16 protein-coding genes are annotated in these 20,874 nt (G+C 67.0%); 10 read left to right on the top strand and 6 right to left on the bottom strand.

Features of this window, described 5'->3' with window-relative positions:
- Window positions 1-59: 59 nt before the first annotated feature.
- From BEI_RS07075 to BEI_RS07060, 3 genes are all read left to right on the top strand, one after another.
- On the top strand, window positions 60-890 hold the full coding sequence (locus tag BEI_RS07075; RefSeq protein WP_097788856.1) for an enoyl-CoA hydratase-related protein: 831 nt from the start codon (window positions 60-62) through the stop codon (window positions 888-890).
- Window positions 887-2,938, top strand: a complete 2,052-nt coding sequence (locus tag BEI_RS07070; protein WP_097788855.1) for an acetyl-CoA carboxylase biotin carboxylase subunit — start codon at window positions 887-889, stop codon at window positions 2,936-2,938. Before BEI_RS07075 ends, BEI_RS07070 begins: the two co-directional genes overlap by 4 nt.
- A 386-nt stretch (window positions 2,939-3,324) precedes the next feature.
- Window positions 3,325-4,224, top strand: a complete 900-nt coding sequence (locus BEI_RS07060) for a hydroxymethylglutaryl-CoA lyase (protein WP_097788854.1) — start codon at window positions 3,325-3,327, stop codon at window positions 4,222-4,224.
- Between the two features lie 65 nt (window positions 4,225-4,289).
- Here the strand turns inward: BEI_RS07060 and BEI_RS07055 are convergent, their stop codons facing one another.
- The 4 genes from BEI_RS07055 to BEI_RS07040 all read right to left on the bottom strand — a co-directional run bounded on the left by BEI_RS07055 (window position 4,290) and on the right by BEI_RS07040 (window position 8,484).
- Window positions 4,290-5,264: a LysR family transcriptional regulator gene (locus BEI_RS07055; protein ID WP_097788853.1), complete on the bottom strand. Its 975-nt coding sequence runs from the start codon at window positions 5,262-5,264 to the stop codon at window positions 4,290-4,292.
- A 130-nt stretch (window positions 5,265-5,394) separates the two neighbouring features.
- The gene (locus tag BEI_RS07050) at window positions 5,395-7,035 is read right to left on the bottom strand and encodes an acyl-CoA synthetase (RefSeq protein WP_097788852.1); all 1,641 of its coding nucleotides are present in this window, start codon (window positions 7,033-7,035) and stop codon (window positions 5,395-5,397) included.
- A 169-nt stretch (window positions 7,036-7,204) separates the two neighbouring features.
- Complete coding sequence (locus BEI_RS07045) at window positions 7,205-8,008, bottom strand: enoyl-CoA hydratase (RefSeq protein WP_097788851.1); 804 nt, start codon at window positions 8,006-8,008, stop codon at window positions 7,205-7,207.
- Window positions 8,009-8,034: 26 nt separating this feature from the next.
- Window positions 8,035-8,484 (bottom strand): OsmC family protein, encoded by a 450-nt coding sequence (locus tag BEI_RS07040; RefSeq protein ID WP_097788850.1) that lies wholly within the window; start codon window positions 8,482-8,484, stop codon window positions 8,035-8,037.
- Window positions 8,485-8,772: 288 nt separating this feature from the next.
- Between BEI_RS07040 and BEI_RS07035 the strand changes: the two genes are divergently transcribed.
- From BEI_RS07035 to folD, 7 genes are all read left to right on the top strand, one after another.
- On the top strand, window positions 8,773-10,197 hold the full coding sequence (locus BEI_RS07035) for a dihydrolipoyl dehydrogenase (RefSeq protein ID WP_193765172.1): 1,425 nt from the start codon (window positions 8,773-8,775) through the stop codon (window positions 10,195-10,197).
- 582 nt (window positions 10,198-10,779) lie between these two features.
- On the top strand, window positions 10,780-11,271 hold the full coding sequence (locus tag BEI_RS07030; RefSeq protein WP_097788848.1) for an Lrp/AsnC family transcriptional regulator: 492 nt from the start codon (window positions 10,780-10,782) through the stop codon (window positions 11,269-11,271).
- A gap of 559 nt (window positions 11,272-11,830) precedes the next feature.
- On the top strand, window positions 11,831-13,009 hold the full coding sequence (locus BEI_RS07025) for a glycine cleavage T C-terminal barrel domain-containing protein (protein WP_227644625.1): 1,179 nt from the start codon (window positions 11,831-11,833) through the stop codon (window positions 13,007-13,009).
- Between the two features lie 268 nt (window positions 13,010-13,277).
- Window positions 13,278-13,754, top strand: a complete 477-nt coding sequence (locus BEI_RS07020) for a methylenetetrahydrofolate reductase C-terminal domain-containing protein (RefSeq protein ID WP_097788846.1) — start codon at window positions 13,278-13,280, stop codon at window positions 13,752-13,754.
- 2 nt (window positions 13,755-13,756) lie between these two features.
- Window positions 13,757-14,764, top strand: coding sequence for a methylenetetrahydrofolate reductase (locus BEI_RS07015; protein WP_097788845.1), 1,008 nt, complete (start codon window positions 13,757-13,759; stop codon window positions 14,762-14,764).
- Window positions 14,765-14,901: 137 nt separating this feature from the next.
- Window positions 14,902-15,777: a formyltetrahydrofolate deformylase gene (gene purU, locus BEI_RS07010; protein WP_097788844.1), complete on the top strand. Its 876-nt coding sequence runs from the start codon at window positions 14,902-14,904 to the stop codon at window positions 15,775-15,777.
- 14 nt (window positions 15,778-15,791) lie between these two features.
- Complete coding sequence (gene folD, locus BEI_RS07005; protein ID WP_097788843.1) at window positions 15,792-16,652, top strand: bifunctional methylenetetrahydrofolate dehydrogenase/methenyltetrahydrofolate cyclohydrolase FolD; 861 nt, start codon at window positions 15,792-15,794, stop codon at window positions 16,650-16,652.
- Between the two features lie 95 nt (window positions 16,653-16,747).
- Here the strand turns inward: folD and BEI_RS07000 are convergent, their stop codons facing one another.
- Window positions 16,748-19,222, bottom strand: a complete 2,475-nt coding sequence (locus tag BEI_RS07000; protein ID WP_097788842.1) for a YbcC family protein — start codon at window positions 19,220-19,222, stop codon at window positions 16,748-16,750.
- The gene (locus BEI_RS06995) at window positions 19,219-20,799 is read right to left on the bottom strand and encodes an NADH-quinone oxidoreductase subunit L (protein ID WP_097788841.1); all 1,581 of its coding nucleotides are present in this window, start codon (window positions 20,797-20,799) and stop codon (window positions 19,219-19,221) included. The genes BEI_RS07000 and BEI_RS06995 overlap by 4 nt, the downstream gene beginning before the upstream one ends.
- Window positions 20,800-20,874: the final 75 nt, after the last annotated feature.

Genomic DNA, 20,874 nt, shown 5'->3' with positions numbered 1-20,874 from the left:
TACCGGGGTTTCTTCAAGCTTCCAGCTTCCGGCTTCAAGCTCTGCTAACGAGGTCTGACATGTCACAGACAAGCTTCTCAAGACTCGAGATCGACGACCGCGGGGTCGCCCGGCTGACGCTCGATCGCCCGGAGGTCCACAACGCCTTCGACGACCATCTCATCGCCGAGCTCAACGACCACCTGCAGCGGCTCGGCGAGCTGGCTCACCGCGGCGAGGTACGCTTGCTGGTGCTGGGCTCGGAGGGCAAGAGCTTCTCCGCCGGGGCCGACCTGAACTGGATGAAGCGCATGGTCGACTACGACTTCGAGGACAACCTCGCGGACTCCCGCGAGCTCTCGGCGCTGATGCACGGCCTGGACACCCTGCCCTGCCCCACCGTCTGCCGCGTGCAGGGCGCCACCTTCGGCGGCGCCGTGGGCCTGGCGGCCTGCTGCGACGTGGTAATCGCCTCGGAGAAGGCCAGGTTCTGCCTCTCCGAGGTCCGCATCGGCCTCTCGCCGGCGGTGATCAGCCCCTACGTGCAGCGGGCCCTCGGCGAGCGCCAGATGCGCCGCTACGCCCTGACCGCCGAGGTCATGGACGCCGCCACCGCCGAACGGCTGGACCTGGTCCACCGGGTAGTCGAGCCGGATGCCCTCGACGAGGCGGTGGAGGCCATGGTCGAGACCCTGCTCGGCACCTCGCCCCAGGCCAGCCGCGCCACCAAGGCGCTGCTCGCCGAGGTCGCCCGGGAACCCGACAGCAATGCCACCCGCGACCACACCTGCCGCATCATCAGCGAGCTGCGGGTGAGCCACGAGGGCCAGGAGGGCCTGGCCAGCTTCTTGGAGAAACGTCGCCCCGCCTGGGCCCCCGACTCCTCATCGAACACGGAGCGCCGTAAATGACCCGGACGAACCAGCACACCCCCCAGCGCTTCGACACCCTGCTGGTGGCCAACCGCGGCGAGATCGCCTGCCGCGTGATGCGCACCGCCCGCCGCATGGGCCTGCGCACCGTGGCGGTCTACTCCGACGCCGACGCCAACGCCCGCCACGTGCGCGAGGCCGACGAGGCCGTGCGCCTGGGCCCGGCCGCCGCCCGGGAGAGCTACCTGAACGTGGAGGCCGTGGTCGAGGCCGCCCGGCGCACCGGCGCCGGCGCCATCCACCCCGGCTACGGTTTCCTCTCCGAGAACGGCCTCTTCGTGGAGGCCCTGGATGCCGCCGGCATCACCTTCGTCGGCCCGCCCGCCTCGGCCATCGCCGCCATGGGCGACAAGTCCGCCGCCAAGGCGCGCATGCATGATGCCGGGGTGCCCCTGGTGCCCGGCTACCATGGCGAGTCCCAGGACGACGCCCTGCTGCGCGACGAGGCCGAGCGCATCGGCTACCCGGTGCTGCTCAAGGCCAGCGCCGGCGGCGGGGGCAAGGGCATGCGCGTGGTGGAGTCCGCGGACGGCTTCCAGGCCGCCCTGGACGGCTGCCGCCGCGAGTCCAAGGCCGCCTTCGGCGACGACCGCATGCTGATCGAGAAGTACCTGGTCCAGCCGCGCCACGTCGAGGTCCAGGTGTTCTGCGACACTCACGGCAACGGCGTCTACCTCTTCGAGCGCGACTGCTCGGTACAGCGCCGCCACCAGAAGGTGCTCGAGGAGGCCCCCGCCCCCGGCATGACCGAGGAGTTGCGCCGCGAGATGGGCGAGGCCGCCGTGCGCGCCGCCCGGGAGATCGGCTATGTGGGCGCGGGCACCGTCGAGTTCCTGCTCGACGTGGACGGCAGCTTCTACTTCATGGAGATGAACACCCGTCTCCAGGTGGAACACCCGGTCACCGAGATGATCACCGGCCAGGACCTGGTGGAGTGGCAGCTTCGCGTGGCCATGGGCGAACGCCTGCCGCTGGCCCAGGACGAGCTGACCATCACCGGGCACAGCTTCGAGGCACGCCTCTATGCCGAGGACCCGGAGCAGGACTTCCTGCCCGCTACCGGCACCCTGACCCGCTTCGGCATGGACCTGGCCGGCGCCGGCCTGGACCCGGACCGGGTGCGGCTGGACAGCGGCGTGGAGACCGGTGACGCCGTCTCCATGCACTACGACCCCATGCTGGCCAAGCTGATCGTCCATGCCGACGACCGCACCCAGGCGCTCGCCACCCTCAACCGGGCCCTGGCCGCCCTGGACGTGCGCGGCGTGGTGACCAACCGGGCCTTCCTGCAGCGTCTGGCCACCCATCCGGCCTTCCGTGACGCCAACCTCGACACGCGCTTCATCGAGCGCAACGAGGCCACCCTGTTCGCCGAGCGCCGCCATGCGCCCGAGGAATACGCCAGCGCGGCCCTGATCGGCCTGCACCAGCTGGCCCGGGAATGCGAAAGCGATTCGCCCTGGGATCGTCACGACGGCTTCCGGCTGAACGCCCCGCACACCATCCGCATCGCCCTGTGCGACCCGGCCCACGCCCAGGACGAGGACGACTCCGAGGCCGTGGTGGTGGTCGAGGGCCGGCGCGAGACGGAAGGCTCGCCCTGGCAGCTGACCCTGGGCGGGGAGACCTTCGCCGCCACCCTGGAGCCGCTGGAGGGTGACGCCGTGGCGGTGACCCTGAACGGCCACCGCCGCCGCCTGCAGGCCCGCCGCGACGGCAACGTGGTGGTGCTGGTGGACCCGCAGCGGGAGACCCGGCTGTTCTGGCGGCGCATCGATGCCATCGACCACGGCCACCACGAGGCCGAGTCCACCCTCACCGCGCCCATGCACGGCACCGTGGTCGCCCTGTTGGTGGAGGCCGGCGCCCGGGTGGAGAAGGGCATGCCGCTGATGGTCATGGAGGCCATGAAGATGGAGCACACCATGACCGCCCCCGCCGACGGCCACGTGGAGAGCTTCCACTTCGCCGCCGGCGATACCGTGGGCCAGGGCGACGTGCTGCTGGAGTTCGCCGCGGACGAATAGTGCCGAGCGCCGAGCGCCGAGCGCCGAGCGCCGAGCGCCGAGCGCCGAGCGCCGAGCGCCGAGCGCCGAGCGCCGAGCGCCGAGCGCCGAGCAGTAGCATGGCCGTATCGGCGATGATGGCAATCGCCAGGTACAACTCAGGTGAGCGGCGCCGGGGACAGTTCGAAGAGGGGGTCCTATGCCATGGGTGAGGAGCACCGCTCCGAACGGGCGGGCCATGGATGGCCCGCACCGGCCCTGCAAGCGGCGCAGGATGCAAGAGCGCCGCAGGGCATCGGTAGCGTACAGGGAAGTATTTACAGCGCCCCCTCGGAGAACTGTCGCCGGGTAAGCCGCGACGCGAGGCCAGATCATCGGCCCGTCTTGAGCAGGACAGGAGATAACCCATGGCATTTCCCAAGCGCGTGCGCCTGGTCGAGGTCGGCCCTCGCGACGGGCTGCAGAACGAACCCGAGGCGATCGGGACCGAGACCAAGCTGGAACTGATCGACCGCCTGGGCGCGGCGGGGCTTGCCCATATCGAGGCGGCCAGCTTCGTCTCCCCCAAGTGGGTGCCGCAGATGGCCGACCACCGCGAGGTGATGACCGGCCTCGAGCGCCGCGAGGGCGTCGTCTACTCGGCGCTGACCCCCAACCTCAAGGGCCTCGAGGCCGCGCTGGAGTGCGGCGTCGAGGAGGTCGCGGTGTTCGGCGCCGCCTCCGAGTCCTTCTCCCGCAAGAACATCAACTGCTCCGTGGCCGAGTCCCTGGAGCGCTTCGCCCCGGTGCTCGAGCGCGCCCGGGAGGCAAACGTCCGCGTGCGCGGCTACGTCTCCTGCGTGCTGGGCTGCCCCTACGAGGGCGAGATCGCCCCCGCCAAGGTGGCCGAGGTCGCCAAGGCCCTGCATGACATGGGCTGCTACGAGATCTCGCTGGGCGACACCATCGGAACCGGCACCCCGCTCAAGGCCAAGCGCATGCTGGAGGCCGTGGCTCGGGAGGTGCCCATGGCCCGGCTCGCCGCCCACTTCCACGACACCTACGGCCAGGCACTGGCCAACCTCTACGCGGTGCTCGAGGAAGGCGTGGCCGTGGTCGACAGCTCGGTGGCCGGGCTCGGCGGATGCCCGTATGCGAAAGGCGCCTCCGGCAACGTGGCCAGCGAGGACGTGGTCTACCTGCTCGACGGCCTCGGCATCGACACCGGCATCGACCTGGACAAGCTCGCCGCGACCGGCAGCTGGATCACCCAGGCCATCGGCCGGCCCAACCGCTCCAAGGTCGGCGTGGCGCTCGCCGCCAAGTAATGGCACGGCCTTGAAACCGCCGATGCCGTCCCTGGCTCACCCAGCGGACGGCATCGGCGGCGTTCTCAGGCGTTGTCCGAAAGGTCGACGGGCGCGGATGGGATCTCCTCTTCGGCCGGCATGCCGGCCTCTTCCAGCAACCACTCACGGAACTGTCCCGCGATGGGGCGCTCCAGGCCCTCGCCCGCGCTCACCACGTAGTAGGCCTGATCACAGTTCAGGGGACGATCGGCCACCACCACCAGCTTGCCCGCGGACAGCTCGGCCTGGAGGAGATCCCGACTGCCGAGCAGGACGCCCTGGCCGGCGATGGCCGCCTCCAGCGCCAGCAGCCCGTTGCCGAATCGCAGTTCGCGCAGCCCCCCGCTCTCGCATCCCTGCTGCTGGAACCACTCCTTCCAGCCGAAGGGCTCGTTCAAGCGAGTCAGGGTGCCGTCGCACAGCAACGGCAATCCCCTCAGGGTCTCGATATCGTCCACGGCGGAGGCCAGCTCCGGCGCGCAGAGTGGCACCAGATCCAGGCTCAACAGCCGCCGAGGCGCCAGGTCCGGATAGTTGCCGTAGCCGAGACGCACGGAGACATCGATGCCGGCACGCTTGAGATCGGCCACCCCCAAGGCGCTCTCCCGGGCACGATCCACCGTGTGCAGGCTCGCCTGCAGCCTCACTTCGGCCTCGGGACAACGGGCGTAGAACCGGTGCAGGCGGGGGACGATCCACTTGGTGGCGAACAAGGGTTCGGCGCACACGGTGACGATCAGGCGCTCCTCGCCGTAGGAGCGGATCTTGTCCACCGCCCGCGCCAGGGTCTGGAAGCCCTCATGCAACTCGGGCAAGGCCCCACGCGCGGCCGGCGTCAGGCTGACCCGGCGGTGGTGGCGGACGAACAGATCGACGCCGAGATACTCCTCGAGCGCCTTGATCTGATGGCTGATCGCCGCCGGGGTGACATTGAGCTCCTTGGCCGCCGCGGCGAAGCTCCTGGTGCGCGCGGCGACCTCGAAATAGGACAGGGCGATCAGGGGAGGGAGTCGTGACATGACCAATACTCGCTGGAGTGACGGTGGCCACCGGCCCGATCGAGTGACCCGGTGAAGGCTCACTATAATCGCTGCCGGGGCACACGCCATAGTGCCCGCCTCGGGGCCTTCGCCTCCTGTTCCCGATGGCTCAGGCCGGCAGACCGCTCTCGAGCTGCTGGCGCAACTGGAACTTCTGGATCTTCCCGGTCGAGGTGGTCGGCAGCCGGGTGAAGATCACCTTCTTGGGCGCCTTGAAGCGACTGATGTTCTCCCGGCAGAAGCGGATCAATGCCTCTTCGGTCAACTCGCTACCGGGACGCAGCTGAACGAAGGCCGCGGGCACTTCTCCCCACTTCTCGTCCGCCATCGCCACGACCGCCGCCAGCTCGACGTCGCCGTGGCGCTGGATGACCTCCTCGACTTCCAGGGAGGAGATGTTCTCCCCGCCCGAGATGATCACGTCCTTGAGCCGGTCGCGAATCTTGACGTAGCCATCCGATTCCACCACGGCGAGGTCACCGGAGTGGAACCAGCCACCGGCAAAGGCTTCCTGGGTGGCGGCCTCGTTGCGCAGGTAGCCCTTCATGACGATGTTGCCCCGGAACATGATCTCGCCCACCGTCTCGCCATCGGCCGGGACGGGCTCCATGGTGGCCGGGTCCAGCACCGCCAGGCTTTCCTGCAAGGGGTAGGCCACCCCCTGACGCCCGTTGAGCCGGACCCGCTCCTCCAGGGAGCACTGATCCCAGCCCTCCTGTTTGGCGCACACCGACGCCGGGCCGTAGGTCTCGGTCAGGCCGTAGACGTGGGTGAGCTCGATGCCGATGGTCTCCATCCGCTCCAGCACCGACGCCGGGGGGGCCGCGCCGGCGATCAGCCCCGCCACGGGGTGATCGATCGGCGCCTGGGCCGCCACGGCGGCATCGGCGATCATCGAGTGGACGACGGGTGCACCGCAGTAGTGGGTGACCCGATGCCGCCGGATCAAGTCCAGGATCAGCTCCGGGTCGACCCGGCGCAGGCAGACGCTGGTCCCGCCGATCGCCGCCAGCGTCCACGGGAAGCACCAGCCGTTGCAGTGAAACATCGGCAGCGTCCAGAGGTAGACCACCTCGGCCGGCAGCGTCCAGGACAGCACGTTACTGACCGCATTCAGGTAGGCGCCGCGATGGTGGGAGACGACCCCCTTCGGATTGCCGGTGGTGCCGGACGTGTAACCCAGCGAGATCGCATCCCACTCGTCGGCCGGAAGCTCCCAGTCGTCCAGCTCCGGCTGCTCGGCCAGCAGCGCCTCGTACTCCAGGTCGCCGAGGAAACGCTCGGCGCCCTGACTCGGGTCCGAGACGTTGATCACCCGGGGCGCCGGCCCTTCCAGCCGGGCCAGGGCCTTGTCGACCACCTCCGCGTACTCGGGATCGACCAACAGCAGGCGGGAACGGCTGTGATCGAGGATGAAGGCCACCGCTTCGGCATCCAGGCGCACGTTGATCGCGTTCAGCACCGCTCCCACCATGGGCACCCCGAAGTGAGCCTCGTACATGGCCGGGACATTCGGCAACATGACCGCGACCGTATCTCCCCGGGAGATGCCGAAATGCTTCAGCAGGGCGGCCAGCCGACGACAGCGGCCGTAGGTCTGCCGCCAGGTGTACCGCGTCTCGTTGTAGATCAGCGCCGTCCGGTCGGGATAAACGGCGGCGGCCCGCTTGATGAAGCTCAAGGGAGACAGCGGAACATGATTCGCCGCCGTTTTCTCGAGAGCCTCATTGAATTGGCAAATATCGTTCATGGATCAACCCCTGTTATTTTAGGTAAGGGTTATAAACCCGGCCTTTCAACCGCCACCCCGGCGGCACGAGCCATCGAATGTCCCGCCGTCACCACGCATCCCGACGCGTCGTCAAATGCACGCCGCGGTACCGGGCGCTGTCTATCGAGTCGACGAACGCAGGCACGGTTCAGGCATTGCCTGGCTGCTCCCAGACGGGCCTACGCTTGCCGAGAAAGGCATCGATCCCTTCGCCTGCGTCGGGGCTCATCATGTTTTCCGCCATCACGTTGCCGGCGAAGTCGTAGGCATCGGCCAAGGCCATCTGACGCTGGGGATGGAACATGGACTTGCCGAAGCGTACCGCCGCCGGACTCTTGCTCAGGATCAGCTCCACCTTGTCCGCCACGGCGGCGTCCAGGTCGTCGTCATCGGTGACGGCACTGAGCAGCCCCCACTCCAACGCCGTGTCCGCATCGATGAAATTGCCTGACACCAGCATGTCGAACGCCCGCTTGGGCGAGATGCTGCGGGACAGCGCCACGGCCGGGGTCGAGCAGAACAGGCCCACGTTGATGCCCGATACCGCGAAGCTGGCCGATTGGCCGGCGATGGCCAGATCGCAGCTGGCGACCAGTTGGCACCCCGCCGCCGTGGCCATCCCCTGGACCTTGGCGATGACCGGGACCGGCATCTCGACGATGCTCTGCATCACCCGGCTGCAGCGGCGAAACAGCGCCTGGTAATAGGCCTTGTCGGGATTGGCGCGCATTTCCTTGAGGTCATGGCCGGCGCAGAACCCCCGCCCATTGGCACCGATCACCACACAGCGGACGGCAGGATCGGCGGCGATCGCATCCAGCTCCCGCTGCAACACGTCCAGCATCGCTTCGGACAGGGTGTTGAACTTGTCCGGCCGATTCAGCGTGAGATAGACGGCTCCGTCCCTGTCTTCCCTGAGAAGGATGTCGTCCGTAGTGTGATTGAGACTCATGAATGCCTCCCGACAGAACTGGCTGATTAAAGGTGGTTGACCGTCACCTCGGCGGTGATCGAGTTGCGGATGAAACAATTCCTGTGAGCCCCGGCGTGCATTCGGGATATCGCCTTCTGATCGGGCACTTTATCACCCCCGAAGGTGATGCGCGGTGACAGTTCGATACGCGTCACCTCCATCCCCTTCTTATCGTTGCGCTCCAGATAGCCGAGCGGATCGTCCTCATAGGATTCGACCCGATAACCCTGAAACTCGGCGATGGCCAGAAAAAACAGCATATGACAGCTGGACACCGCGCTGATCAGCATTTGTTCCGGGTCGGCACAGCTCGAATCCCCCTTGAACTCGACCGATGCGGAAACATCGACCTGCTGGTCACCGTTCAGCGTGACTCGGTGATTACGCGAATAGGTGCTTGGGTCGCTTTCGTGGGGGGCACGCTGCCAACGGATGACGGACTGATGGACTGACATAGACAAACCTCCTGAGCATGCCCGCAAGCTAAGCGATCCCCGGGACGCCCGTAAAACGACGATTGCTAACCAGAAGGGTTAGCCCAGCTAATGTGAAAGTTCAACTGCCAGCCCCTTCCCAGCCAGCCGACGGCTCAGTGGAGGGATAAAACGAAGGATCGTCGAGTGAAGCGATAAGGAGTGAATGACGAAAGGTAAGCCAAATGCTTAGTAAGCATCACTTTACCCCCCAGCAGGCCCCGCTTAGCCTGCATGGATCGTGAAGTCATGTGGGATGGGGGGTTGAGCATGAAGACCATGAATGTGGAATACGCGATCATCGGCGCCGGCACCAGCGGACTGGGCGCCTATTCGAAGATCAGCCGACAGACCGACAGCCTGGTGATGATCCAGGACGGTCCCTACGGCACCACCTGTGCCAGGGTCGGCTGCATGCCCAGCAAGCTGCTGATCACCGCTGCCGACTACGCCCACCACCTGCAGACCAGCGATTTCTTCGGGGTGCCCGCCTCGGGCCATGTGGAAGGCCGCCAGGTCCTGGAACGCTTGCGCCGAGAGCGGGATCATCGGTTCGTCGCCCGCAACCTCGGCTACGTCGACAAGATTCCGGCTCGTCACAAGCTCGAGGGGCGCGCCCGGTTCGTCGGGCCGGGGCGCCTGATGGTGGGCGAATCGGTGGAGGTCAGGGCGGAGAAGATCATCCTCGCCTGCGGCTCGCGCCCCGCGATCGGCGAGGTGTTCGAGCCCGTGATGTCCCGCGTGCTCACCAGCGACACGATCTTCGAGCTGGAGGACCTGCCCCGCTCGATCGCCGTGATCGGCATGGGCGTCATCGCCCTGGAACTGGGCCAGGCCCTCCATCGGCTGGGGGTCGAGACGACCATCTACGGCCGCTCCGGCAGGATCAACGCCCTCACCCACCCGGCCATGCGCCGCCAGGCGCTCGATGTCCTCGCCGACGAGCTGGATATCCATCCCAGCGGCCGGGTGCTGAGCACCTGGGAGGACGCGGAAGGCGCCTGGATCGACTTCGAGCGGTCGGACGGCCAGCGGGTCACCAAGGCATTCGACAGCGTCCTGGTCGCCACGGGACGGGTGTCCAACCTGGATCGGCTGGGGCTGGAGCATGCCGGCGTGGAGATCACCGACACCGGCGCGGTGAGTGTCGATCCGCACACGATGCGCTGCGGCAACCTGCCCATCTTCATCGCCGGGGATGCCACCGATCACCTGCCGGTGTGGCATGAAGCCTACGACGAGGGGCGCATCGCCGCCGACAATGCGCTGAACTACCCGGACCCCACCCCTGCAGGGCGTCGGCCGCCATTGATGGTCTTCTTCACCGATCCCCAGATCGCCGTCATCGGCCAGAGCTTCCAGCAGCTTCAAGGCCGGGAGATCGTCATCGGTGAGCTGCCGTTCACCAGCCCCCGCCATGTGGTCTGGAACAAGGTGCAAGGGCATATGCAGGTCTATCTGGACGCGCGCACCGACGTCATCCTGGGCGCCGAGCTGCTGGGATACCAGGCCGAACACCTGGCCCACCTGCTCGCCCTGGCCATCACGCACGGCATGACGGCGGAGCAGGTACTGGAGATGCCCATCTACCACCCCAGTGCCGAAGAGTTGCTGCGGGATGTGTTGATCGACGCCCAGAAGAAGCGCAGGCGTCACGAAGCGGAGTCGACGGGCCTCGCCACCTCGGCTTATTAACCCGGCAAGGTTTTATGTCGGGTCAATCGCGGCACAGGGACGTGCCGCCGCCGGCCGTCGGGCCGGCGCGAGCCCGCGCCACACCAGCAGATCCACGCATCTGCGCCAGGGTGGCGCGGGCGACAATCAAAGAGATCAGGATGATCTATTGGATTGCAAGGTTAATAGTGGCCGGCCAGTCATTCACACGGGGGGCGCCCCGCCCCTTCCAGGTGCCGGGGCGACCGACCTCCGCAAGCGCCGCTGAGCTTCCGCCCCGGGAGCCCCATCCCGCCCGGGGGCCCGGTCCCGGGGATTCCTGCTTTACGGTACGGGGCGATATGATATCGTGCCCGGGAGCCAGCCCCATACGCCCCTGAGGCGGTTGTCCGTGGCTGGCCTGCCCCCCTCCTGCCTGACCGTTTCGGAAGCCAGCGACGGATGAGCCACGGATCGCCCCTGGATGGTTGCGGTTTTCCCATTAGCCCATTACGACTTCACCTGTGGCGTGACCGCCGGACGCCATGCAGCGCACCGAGAAACCTTGCACCTCACTCCTGAATCAGTCACATCTTTAGGGATTACCATGAAGGCTGAGAGCCAATGAGGAAAATTGCCATTGATGCGGCCGACATCCGCATTCTCCGCGCACTGCAGCAGCACGGCCAGCTCAGCAAGACCAAGCTGTCAGAACTCGTCAACCTGTCTCCGACGCCATGCTGGATTCGCTTCACGCGATTGAAGGAAGCCGGCCTGATCCGTGGGTATCACGCGGATATCGCGCTCGACAAGATCGCCAATGCCACCACCGTGGTGGTCACCGTTTCACTCGAGGGGCATCGCAAGGCGAACTTCGAGCGATTCGAGGAATATATCGGTCGAGTCGATGAGATCGTCGAATGCCTGACGACCGGAGGGGGCATGGACTACGTGCTGAAAGTCGTGACGCCGAGCCTTTCCGCCTTTCAGCGCGTCATGGACCGGTTGCTCTCGGCGGAACTGGGGATCGAACGCTACATGACCTACATCGCCACCCGTGAGATCAAGTCGACCCAGGTCAATCTCGCCAACCTGATCACCGACCCGGATGACTGAGCGGACACCCGATGCGGGTCCTGGCCTCCAGCAGGCGCCCACGAGTCACCGTCCCGGCCGACCCGCACGGCAGGCTCCCCTGGGCCTCCGACACGAGGCCACAGGCCCGGCGGCCGCTGGCCTCGCCAGCCCGTCCATCCTCGGGGGCTGCCTCGGCCTGACCTCCCCTCCCGGCACCCGTTGCCATTCCTGAACGCCCCCTCTGCGATCCCGCCCTGCCCCTTGCCGAGGGCCGGGTCGTGCCCGGCCGTGTGTCGGCCTGTCGGGACGTCCCTGCCAGCCGCGGCCTGTCGCGGCTCGAAGCCCGCTCGGGTCGCCCTCGCGCCTCGCGCCGGCGGGCATCGCCAGGTCGCGAGGGGCAGCTCCACGGGGGGCGCGGCGGGCCCTCGCCGGCGCCGGACCAAACGGTCTGCGCAGCGCCACCAATTTGGCCTGTTCATCCTAGTTTTGCCGTGCTTTTAGGCCGCGTTTCGATGACCTGTGGGGCTATAGTGAGCCGTGCCGAATACGCGAGTTCGCGCAGCACGATGAATTCAACATCACAATAAAGGTGATCAGCATGACAAACGTGTCGCCCAGCAATGTAGTGCAAATGGAAAAAAAGGCTGAGTTTGGTTTCGGCACCCAGATCCGAAAGTCTCCCTACTTTGACGCGACAGTACGTTGGGGCGCAACGGCATTCTCGGTATACAACCACATGTATATCCCGCGCGATTTCGGGGACCCGGAGCAGAACTTCTGGAACCTCGTGAACGATGCGATCCTCTGCGATGTCGCCGCCGAGCGTCAGGTGGAGATCACGGGTCCGGATGCGGCGACGTTCGTGCAGTACCTGACCCCGCGCGATCTGTCGGAAATGGCTGTCGGACAGTGCAAATACATCCTGATCACCAATGCCGACGGTGGCATCCTGAATGACCCGATCCTGTTGCGCCTGGCAGAGAATCATTTCTGGATCTCCCTGGCCGACAGCGACATCCTGCTGTGGGCACAGGGTGTGGCGATCAACTCCGGGCTCGATGTCACCATTCGCGAACCCGATGTCTCTCCCCTGCAACTGCAAGGTCCGCAATCCGGCGAGATCATGAAGACGCTCTTCGGAGACGGCATCATGGACCTGCGCTACTACTGGCTTCGCGAGCTCGAACTCGACGGCATTCCGCTGATCGTCTCGCGCACCGGCTGGTCGAGCGAGCTGGGCTATGAACTGTATCTTCAGGACGGCTCCCGCGGCGACGAGCTGTGGGAGAAGATCATGGCGGCAGGCCTGCCCTTCGGCCTGAAGCCCGGTCATACCTCCTCCATCCGCCGCATCGAAGGAGGCATGCTTTCCTATCACGCCGATGCGGACATGGAAACCAATCCCTACGAACTGGGGATGGACCGTCTGGTGAATCCGGACATGGAGGCCGATTTCATCGGCAAGGCCGCGCTGAAGCGTATCCGCGAGACCGGCGTGAGCCGGAAGCAGGTCGGCCTGCGCATCGAGGGGGCGCCCCTCAAGGGCCCGAACACCTCCTTCTGGCCGCTCAGCCATGGGGGCGAGACCGTCGGCAAGGTGACGTCTGCGGTCTACTCCCCGCGCCTGGAGCAGAACATCGCCCTGGCCATGGTGGACGTCGCACAGTCCCGGCTCGGCACCGAGCTGGAAGTGCAGACCCTGTCGGGTCCGGCGAAGGCCGTGGTGGTCGAGAAGCCGTTCTTCGACCCCAAGAAGAGAATCGCCGCATCCGCGTGATCGCGGATCTTCGGTCATGATGGCCCGGGATCGCCGATCGAGGCTTGCTAGCCACGATCGCGGGCCATCCCACCCGGCGATTTCCCTACATTGGCTGGACGCGTGAGTGCTATCGGAACATCAAAGGGGTGCCTCGGCTGACGGCACCTCCTCGAGGAAGCCATCCCGGCCTTGGCCGATCGATGGCCAGCGATGCCCGAGAGACGTCTCACGCCCCCAGGAAGCAACGATTGGCTCCACGGCGGCGTTGCCGTGGCAGGAGAGGCTTGTGTATTCCGTTCGTCTATGGGCCGCACGCCACGCGAGATTGTTTGAGCTCACCTATCGGGCCTTCGAACCGGTGATCGTCAAGCTGCATCCGCTGTGGAAGTCGGTGGGCTACCAGCGTGCCGAAAGGCCAATGGGCAAGCTGGAGAAGCTCGGCAAGGGCTTGCTGTTCGACTGCCAGATGTGTGGTCAGTGCATCCTCAGCTCTACCGGCATGTCCTGTTCGATGAACTGCCCCAAGACCATGCGCAACGGCCCCTGTGGAGGCGTCATGCAGAACGGGAATTGCGAAGTGTACCCCGAGAAGCGTTGTGTCTGGGTCGAGGCCTGGGAGGGAAGTCGGAAGATGAAGGAAGGCGACGCGATACAGGTGGTTCAACTGCCCGTGGATCATCGCCTGAAGGGCAGTTCGTCCTGGCTGCGCGTGGCCCGTGGGGCATCGGATCAACAGGCAGGGCACGAGGAGGCGTCACAGTGAACATGAACGTTGGGGCCGATCGTGGCCACCTGGCATCCGATACACCGGGCTACAGCTCTGCCGGACGGCTGGAGCGCGTGCTGAGGGCCGGGCACTTCGCCGTCACCGCCGAGCTGGCGCCCCCCGATGCGGCGAACCCGGAGGAGGTCTACGCCCGGGCCCGCGTCTTCGACGGCTACGTGGACGGCCTGAACGCCACCGATGGCTCCGGGGCCAACTGTCACATGTCCAGCGTGGCGATGTGTGCGCTGCTGTCGCGGATGGGCTATGAGACGGTGATGCAGGTCTCCTGCCGGGACAGGAACCGGATCGCCATTCAAGGGGACGTGCTGGGCGGCGCCGCCCTGGGCATCAACAACATCCTCTGCCTGACGGGGGATGGCGTGCAGGTGGGGGATCATCCGGAAGCCAAGCCGGTCTTCGATCTCGACTCCATGTCGCTGCTGGAGACGGTCGCCAGGTTACGGGACAAGCATGTGTTCGCCAGCGGAAGGAAGCTCAGCGATCCGCCGAGGGTCTTTCTCGGGGCGGCAGAGAACCCGTTCGTGCCGCCCTTCGATTTCCGCCCTCATCGGTTGGCGAAGAAGATTGCGGCGGGTGCGCAGTTCATTCAGACACAGTATTGTTTCGACCTGCCGCGTTTCCGCACCTTCATGGCACGCTCCCGGGATCTGGGCCTGCTGGACAAGTGTTTCATCCTGCCCGGGGTGGGACCGCTGGCCTCGGCACGCACGGCGAACTGGATGCGCAGGAACGTCCCGGGGATTCACATTCCGGATGCCATCATCAGTCGCCTGGAGGGTGCCAGGGATCAGAAGGCGGAGGGCCGGAACATCTGCATCGAGATGATCCAGCAGCTGCGGGAGATCGAGGGGGTCAGCGGCGTCCACGTCATGGCCCATCGCCAGGAGTCTTCCGTCGCCGACATCATCGAGAGATCCGGGGTGCTGGGCGACCGAGCGCCATGGACTCCCTCCCGCGAATCCGCCCTCGAGAGGGAATACGCATGAGGGCGGGCGTGCAGACTCGGATGACAAACCTGACAACCCACTGAACCAGGGGTCCCAAGGCCTTCGACACGATGAGCGGGCCGAGGTGACCCTCTAGGGTAGCGGCAAACAACCATTACGACATAGGGCTTCCTGTCATGACAACCTCCCTGGACCAGAACAACCAATTCGTCCTCACCGTCAGCTGCGAAACCGGGACCGGCATCGTGTCCGGCATCACCTCCTACCTGTCGGATCGTGGCTGCAACATCGTCGAGCTGGCGCAGTTCGACGACAAGGTCACCGGCCAGTTCTTCATGCGGAGCGTGTTCAGCATCCTGCCGGATGCTTCCCACACCATCGACGACCTGCGTGACGGCTTCGTCGACCTGGCGGAGAAGTTCGGCCTGGAATGGGCCATGCACGATGCCCACCGCCCGACCAAGGTCCTGATCATGGTCTCCCGGTTCGATCACTGCCTCGTCGATCTTCTCTACCGTCACCGCAAGGGAGAGCTGAACATCGAGATCACGGCGGTGGTCTCCAATCACCTGGACCTGCGTCCGATCGCCGAACGGGAAGGCATTCGCTTCGTCTACCTCCCGGTGACGAAGGAGACCAAGCCGGAGAAGGAGGCCGAGCTGCTCAATATCGTCAACGAGACCGGCACGGAGCTGGTGGTGCTGGCCCGTTACATGCAAGTGCTGTCCGACAACCTCTGCGAGAAGCTGCACGGGCGCGCCATCAACATCCATCACTCCTTCCTGCCCGGCTTCAAGGGCGCCAAACCCTATCACCAGGCGTTCGAGCGCGGCGTCAAGCTGATCGGGGCCACCGCGCACTACGTGACCGCCGACCTGGATGAAGGCCCGATCATCGAGCAGTCCGTGCAACCGGTGAATCATGCCTACTACCCGGAAGAGCTGGTTGCCCTGGGTCGCGACACCGAGACGGTCGCGCTGGCCCGTGCCGTGAAGCTGCACGCCGAGCACCGGGTCTTCCTGTCCGGCAACAAGACCGTCATTTTCAAGTAGGAGTGGAGGCGACCATGGCGCAACTCATCGACGGAAAACAGCTCTCGAACCAGGTGCTCCAGGAGGTGGCGTCCGAGGTCGAACGCCTCAAGGCCGAGCACGACGTGGAGCCGACGCTCGCCGTGGTGCTGGTGGGTGAGGATCCCGCCAGCCAGGTGTACGTGAGAAACAAGGTCAAGCGGGCGAAGGAAGCGGGGATGGGCTCCATCGAGCACCGCCTCGGCACCGAGACCACCCAGGGTGACCTGAATCAGCTGATCGAGCGGCTGAACCATGACCCTCGGGTGCACGGCATCCTGGTACAGCTCCCGCTGCCGTCGCACCTCGATGAGGAGGAAGTGATCGCCGCCATCAACCCGGCCAAGGATGTCGATGGCTTCCACCCGCTCAATGTCGGGGCGCTCGCCGCCGGGCAGGCATCGCTGGTGCCGTGCACGCCCCAGGGCTGCATGATCATGCTGCGTCAGGTGCATCCGGACCTGAGCGGCAAGCATGCCGTGGTGGTGGGTCGCTCCAACATCGTCGGCAAGCCGATGGCGGCCCTGCTGCTGCAGGCGAACTGCACCGTCACCATCGCGCATTCCCGCACCCAGGACATCGAGTCGCTGTGCCGCAACGCCGATATCGTGGTCGCCGCCGCCGGTCGCAGGGAACTCGTCGACGCCGACTGGATCAAGCCCGGGGCCACGGTCATCGATGTCGGCATCAATGCCATCGAGGTGGAGGGCAAGCGCAAGCTCGTGGGGGACGTGGCGTTCGAGGCGGTCGCCGAAAAGGCGGGAGCCATCACCCCGGTGCCCGGCGGCGTTGGCCCGATGACCATCGCCTGCCTGCTCCTGAACACGACGCGCGCCGCCAGGCATCAGCTGGCCTGAGCCTCGCCACGACGTCTCGTATCGACGAGCCCCCGAGCCGGGTGACCGGCTCGGGGGCTTGCTCTTGCCTGGTGGATGTCACGCCGGGCGTCGCACTAGTCGGCGACCCAATCCCCTTGTCGATAGGCGAGGATCTCGCCGCTGGCGTCATCGAGCGTGAACAGGTGGAGCCAGTCGTTCGCCACCAGTGACTGCAGCATCTCGTGACGCCCGATGATCGCATCGACCGCCTCGGACGGCGCCGCCAGGTAGGCACTCAGGCGCAGGGGGTCGTGCCGCCAGCGCTCGCCGTCGTGCAGCGACTGCATCGGCAGGCCGATGCGCAGGTCTCCGCCGTTGCCCTCGAACACGCCGATGTGTCCGCCGACCACGTTGTGCAGCACCTTGTTGCCGCTGCCCAGCTTCCGGTTGTCCAGGGTCGAGGCGTTGTACTGCATGTTGATCCAGTGGGCGACGACCAGGGGGGCGGTCATGATCAGCTCCAGCCGGGCGAAGTCGGGATCCGTGCGCCAGTCGTAGTCGTGCAGGAAGCTGCGCCCGGCCAGGTCGATGGGGGCGGTGACACGGCGCGGGGCGGCGATGAAGCTGGCGTTGTTGGCCAGCCCCCACTCCGGCCGGGTCTGCGACCAGTCCCCGGCGCGGCGATCGAGCCTCTCCGCCAGTTGCGGGCCATCCGGCGCCAGCCCCAGGGACGGGGCACGCTCGCGCCGCGCCTCGGCCCCGGCCCGGTCGAGCCATTGCCGCTCGTCCGGGCTCAGCGGGGCTTCGCCCTCCGGCAACCCGATCCGGTCGGTGATGGTGTGATGCAGCGCCGGCACGAAACGGGTCCGTTCCGGGATGGCGATGCCGCTATCGGCCAGCTCACGGCGCAGCGCCGGCTCGTTGAGCAGCCGGGCCAGGGCCCGCACCGAGACCTCGCCGGACTGACCGCCGCAGGCGCCGCATTCCAGCCCCGCCGCATGCGGGTTGTTGGCGCTGTGGCTGCCATGGCCCACCAACAGCACCCGGGGCGCGAAGCCCTCGGTGAGTCCCATCGCTTCGAGCACGCTCCGCGCGAGCCCCACCTTGTCGTCCAGGGTCAGGGCCTCCCCGGTATCCCGCCAGTGCCAGTCGAGCCGATCCATGGCCAGGGGGGAAGGCCGTGCCCCCGGGGCCAGCGAACGGCGCAGGAGCTTGCCGGCGTACAGCAGCCCCCCGGCCTCCACGGCGGTGAAGGTGGCGCTCGCCGCCCGGCTCCATTCCTGCAGGCGCGCCTGCCAGTTGAGCCGCCGGGCCGAGCGGCGATCGCCCTCGGCCGAACCGCTGCTCAGGGTCACCCGGGGGGCCAGCAGGCCCGGCAGGTGGGGCTGAGCCATCTCGGCGCCGCCCGGCCGATGCTCCAGCGGCAGCCCGAAGAAGCCGGCGAACCCCAGGGTCTGGATGGCCGGACTCTGCCGCTCCAGCGCCCGGCGCATCGGCTCGGAGCGCACGTCGATGCAGAACACCGCCTGGAGCTGTGGCGGCGTCGCACTCGGTGCTGCCGCGCGCACCGACTCGCTCAGGGCCCGGTGCAGCGGCTGCTGGTAAGCCAGCTCGCTGGCGAGCTGCCAGACCCACAGGGGCTGCTGGGCGCGGCGATGGCGCGCGATCCGCTCCGGCAGCTCCACCAGCTCGCGGCGCCAGAGGTCCGTCAGGCGCGCGGCCTGCTCGGGGTCCGTCTCCCGGGTGTAGCGCCACAGCACCAGCTCCCAGGCCAGCCGGATGGCCAGCAGGCTGCGCATGGCGGAAGGCGTCCGAGGCGTCCCGGGAGACGCCAGGTCCTGCTGCCAGTCCTGGTAGGCCACCCAGGCGGCCCAGCCATTGATGTCCAGCAGCAGCGCCTGGGCATAGGCGCTCAAGCGGCTGGCGTCGAGATCCAGCTCGGCGACCGCGGCCTGGAAGAGGCCGGCCTCGGAGGTCGGCAGGGTCTCGAAGTAGCGCCCGAGCCCCGGCTCCCCCATCAGGATGGCGATGCCGCGATCCTTGAGGGTCATGTCCCGCCAGTGGCCATAGAGCCGCTTGCCGGCGGGAGCGTTCAGCCGTTGGGCGTTGAGCGGTCCGTCGTCCTGGAAGAAGGCGGCGCAGAACTGGCTGATCTGGTGGGTGATCTCGTCGCGCCAGGCCATCTTGTGCTGCCGGTCACGGCGCGCGTCCACCAGGTCGCTGATGTTGTGCCAGTGGGGCAGGCGGCCGAGTTCCTCGACGACGTTCAGCAGGTTCCGGTAGGGCCCGCGATAGCCGATCCGCTCCGCCGCCTGCTCCAGGTGGTGATCGGTGATCTCGCCACGCTGCCGGCGCGCCAGGTAATGGCTCGGCGGCATCAGGCAGTGCACATTGCCCAGCGCCGAGAGCCGGGCGGAGACGCTGGCGAAGGCCTCCCCGCGCATCGTCCAGAAGGGGCTGACCGCGATCAGCCGATCCAGGGGCCAGCTCGGCGCCACGCTGGCACAGGCCTGCTCCAGGGCCGTCTCATGCGCCGGCGTCAGGGGCGGGTAATCGCCCTCCTCGACCCGGGACATCCAGGCGACCTTGGTGTTTTCGAGATTCGTCATGGTGAACCCTCCCCGGTGGTGGCGTGCAGTCGTTTGGCCTTGATCCGAGCGGGCAGCTGGTGTGGCCAGAGTCTCAGGGTGTTACGGGTGACCCACTCGTCCAGGTAGAACCCGGCGTAGCAGTAGAGGTTGAGCGTCTGCACCCAGCGGTGGTGCAGGCCATGGCGCTGCAAGCAGTAGCCGGCGAACAGCAGCACGAACAGCGCGCTCATCCAGAGGTCCGCCCACAGCGGGGCCGTATGCTCCACGGGGGGCAGCAGGACGGCGAACAGCGACTTGAGGCCGAAGTACGCGAGCACCACCAGCGCGGCCAGGCCGAGGAAACCCGCCCCGGCTCCCGACGCCAGCGGGCCGCGCCGCTCGGCCAGCAAGGCGGTCAGGGCCAGGGCCAGCAGCACCCAGGGGCTGAACACCTCGAAGGCGCTCGAGTCGGAGACGACGCGGACGGTGGCCGCCAGGCCCGCCACCAGGGCGACGCTGATGACGCCGGCCGCGAGCCACTGCGCCGGTGTCGGACGGCGGCCGGGGGCCTGGCGACGCAGCAGGTCCTGTTGCACCGCCTCGCCGGAGCTGAGGAAGGCGTAGGCCTTGTAGCAGGAGTGCGCCAGCAGGTGCAGCAGCGCCAGCTCCACCAGCCCCAGCGCGATCTCGACCAGCATCAGCCCCATCTGGGCGCTGGTCGACCAGGCCAGCCGGACCTTGATGCTGATGCGCGTCATCATGACCAGCGCCGCCAGCACGCTGCCGACGCCCGCGACGACCAGGATCAGGGCCTGGGCCGGGGTGGACTGCAGCAACAGCGGGGAGAACAGCAGCAGCAGGTAGCCGCCGAGGTTGATCACGCCCCCGTGCAGCGCCGCCGAGACCGGCGTGGGGGCCTCGACCACCTGGATCAGCCAGCCGTGCAGGGGCAGCTGGGCGCACTTGATCAGCGCCGCCAGCGCCAGCAGGCAGGCCGCCGCCTGCTCCCCGGCGGACAAGGCCTCGACCGGTGCCGCGTAGGCGCCGATGATGTCGCTGATCCGGGCGCTGTCGTGGTGCAGGTACAGCAGCAGGAAGGCCCCCAGGGCACACAGCTCGGCGCCGCGGGCGAAGAGGAACTTCTTGTGGGCCGCCAGGGCCGCGCGGGGCCGGTCGGGATAGAACATCAGCAGCTGATGCATGGCCAGGCCGATGCCCAGCCAGGCGGCCAGGAACACCAGGAGATGGTCGCTCAGCACCGCCACGCTGACCGCCGCGAACACCGCCTGGGCGAGCGCGACGAAGCGCGGCTGACGCGGTTCGCCCTGCAGATAGGTGGCGCTGTAGCGGACCACCACGAAGGCGATGAAGTTGGCGAGCAGCAGCATGATCAGCTGCAGGGGCGTGGTCTGCCACCAGCCGGTCACCGCGGGCAGGACCTGCGACAGGCCCAGCGCCAGCAACGAGGCCGAGAGCAGCAGCCCGCCCAGGGTAGCGGCCCGGGCCGTGCGCCAGGCCCGCCCGCTCGGCTGGCGGGCGCTCGCCAGGGCGCCCAGGGCCAGGATGGCGGGCACCAGGGAGAGCAGGAAGGTGAATAACAGCTCGTTCCAATGCATGGAATGCCTCCGATGATCCATGGAGCGAGCAGTATCCGGCCTGCCTTTCTTGAATTAAAATAGATATAAATTGAT

Origin of the sequence: Halomonas beimenensis (assembly GCF_002549795.1) — a bacterium.
GTDB classification, from domain to species: domain Bacteria; phylum Pseudomonadota; class Gammaproteobacteria; order Pseudomonadales; family Halomonadaceae; genus Halomonas; species Halomonas beimenensis.
This window is presented reverse-complemented; position numbering and strand designations above follow the sequence as displayed.

Bases quoted from the DNA above. Each gene is read 5' to 3' on its own strand.
- BEI_RS07075 (WP_097788856.1), top strand. From the start codon at position 60: ATGTCACAGACAAGCTTCTCAAGACTCGAGATCGACGACCGCGGGGTC.
- BEI_RS07070 (WP_097788855.1), top strand. From the start codon at position 887: ATGACCCGGACGAACCAGCACACCCCCCAGCGCTTCGACACCCTGCTG.
- BEI_RS07060 (WP_097788854.1), top strand. From the start codon at position 3,325: ATGGCATTTCCCAAGCGCGTGCGCCTGGTCGAGGTCGGCCCTCGCGAC.
- BEI_RS07055 (WP_097788853.1), bottom strand. From the start codon at position 5,264: ATGTCACGACTCCCTCCCCTGATCGCCCTGTCCTATTTCGAGGTCGCC.
- BEI_RS07050 (WP_097788852.1), bottom strand. From the start codon at position 7,035: ATGAACGATATTTGCCAATTCAATGAGGCTCTCGAGAAAACGGCGGCG.
- BEI_RS07045 (WP_097788851.1), bottom strand. From the start codon at position 8,008: ATGAGTCTCAATCACACTACGGACGACATCCTTCTCAGGGAAGACAGG.
- BEI_RS07040 (WP_097788850.1), bottom strand. From the start codon at position 8,484: ATGTCAGTCCATCAGTCCGTCATCCGTTGGCAGCGTGCCCCCCACGAA.
- BEI_RS07035 (WP_193765172.1), top strand. From the start codon at position 8,773: ATGAAGACCATGAATGTGGAATACGCGATCATCGGCGCCGGCACCAGC.
- BEI_RS07030 (WP_097788848.1), top strand. From the start codon at position 10,780: ATGAGGAAAATTGCCATTGATGCGGCCGACATCCGCATTCTCCGCGCA.
- BEI_RS07025 (WP_227644625.1), top strand. From the start codon at position 11,831: ATGACAAACGTGTCGCCCAGCAATGTAGTGCAAATGGAAAAAAAGGCT.
- BEI_RS07015 (WP_097788845.1), top strand. From the start codon at position 13,757: ATGAACGTTGGGGCCGATCGTGGCCACCTGGCATCCGATACACCGGGC.
- purU (WP_097788844.1), top strand. From the start codon at position 14,902: ATGACAACCTCCCTGGACCAGAACAACCAATTCGTCCTCACCGTCAGC.
- folD (WP_097788843.1), top strand. From the start codon at position 15,792: ATGGCGCAACTCATCGACGGAAAACAGCTCTCGAACCAGGTGCTCCAG.
- BEI_RS07000 (WP_097788842.1), bottom strand. From the start codon at position 19,222: ATGACGAATCTCGAAAACACCAAGGTCGCCTGGATGTCCCGGGTCGAG.
- BEI_RS06995 (WP_097788841.1), bottom strand. From the start codon at position 20,799: ATGCATTGGAACGAGCTGTTATTCACCTTCCTGCTCTCCCTGGTGCCC.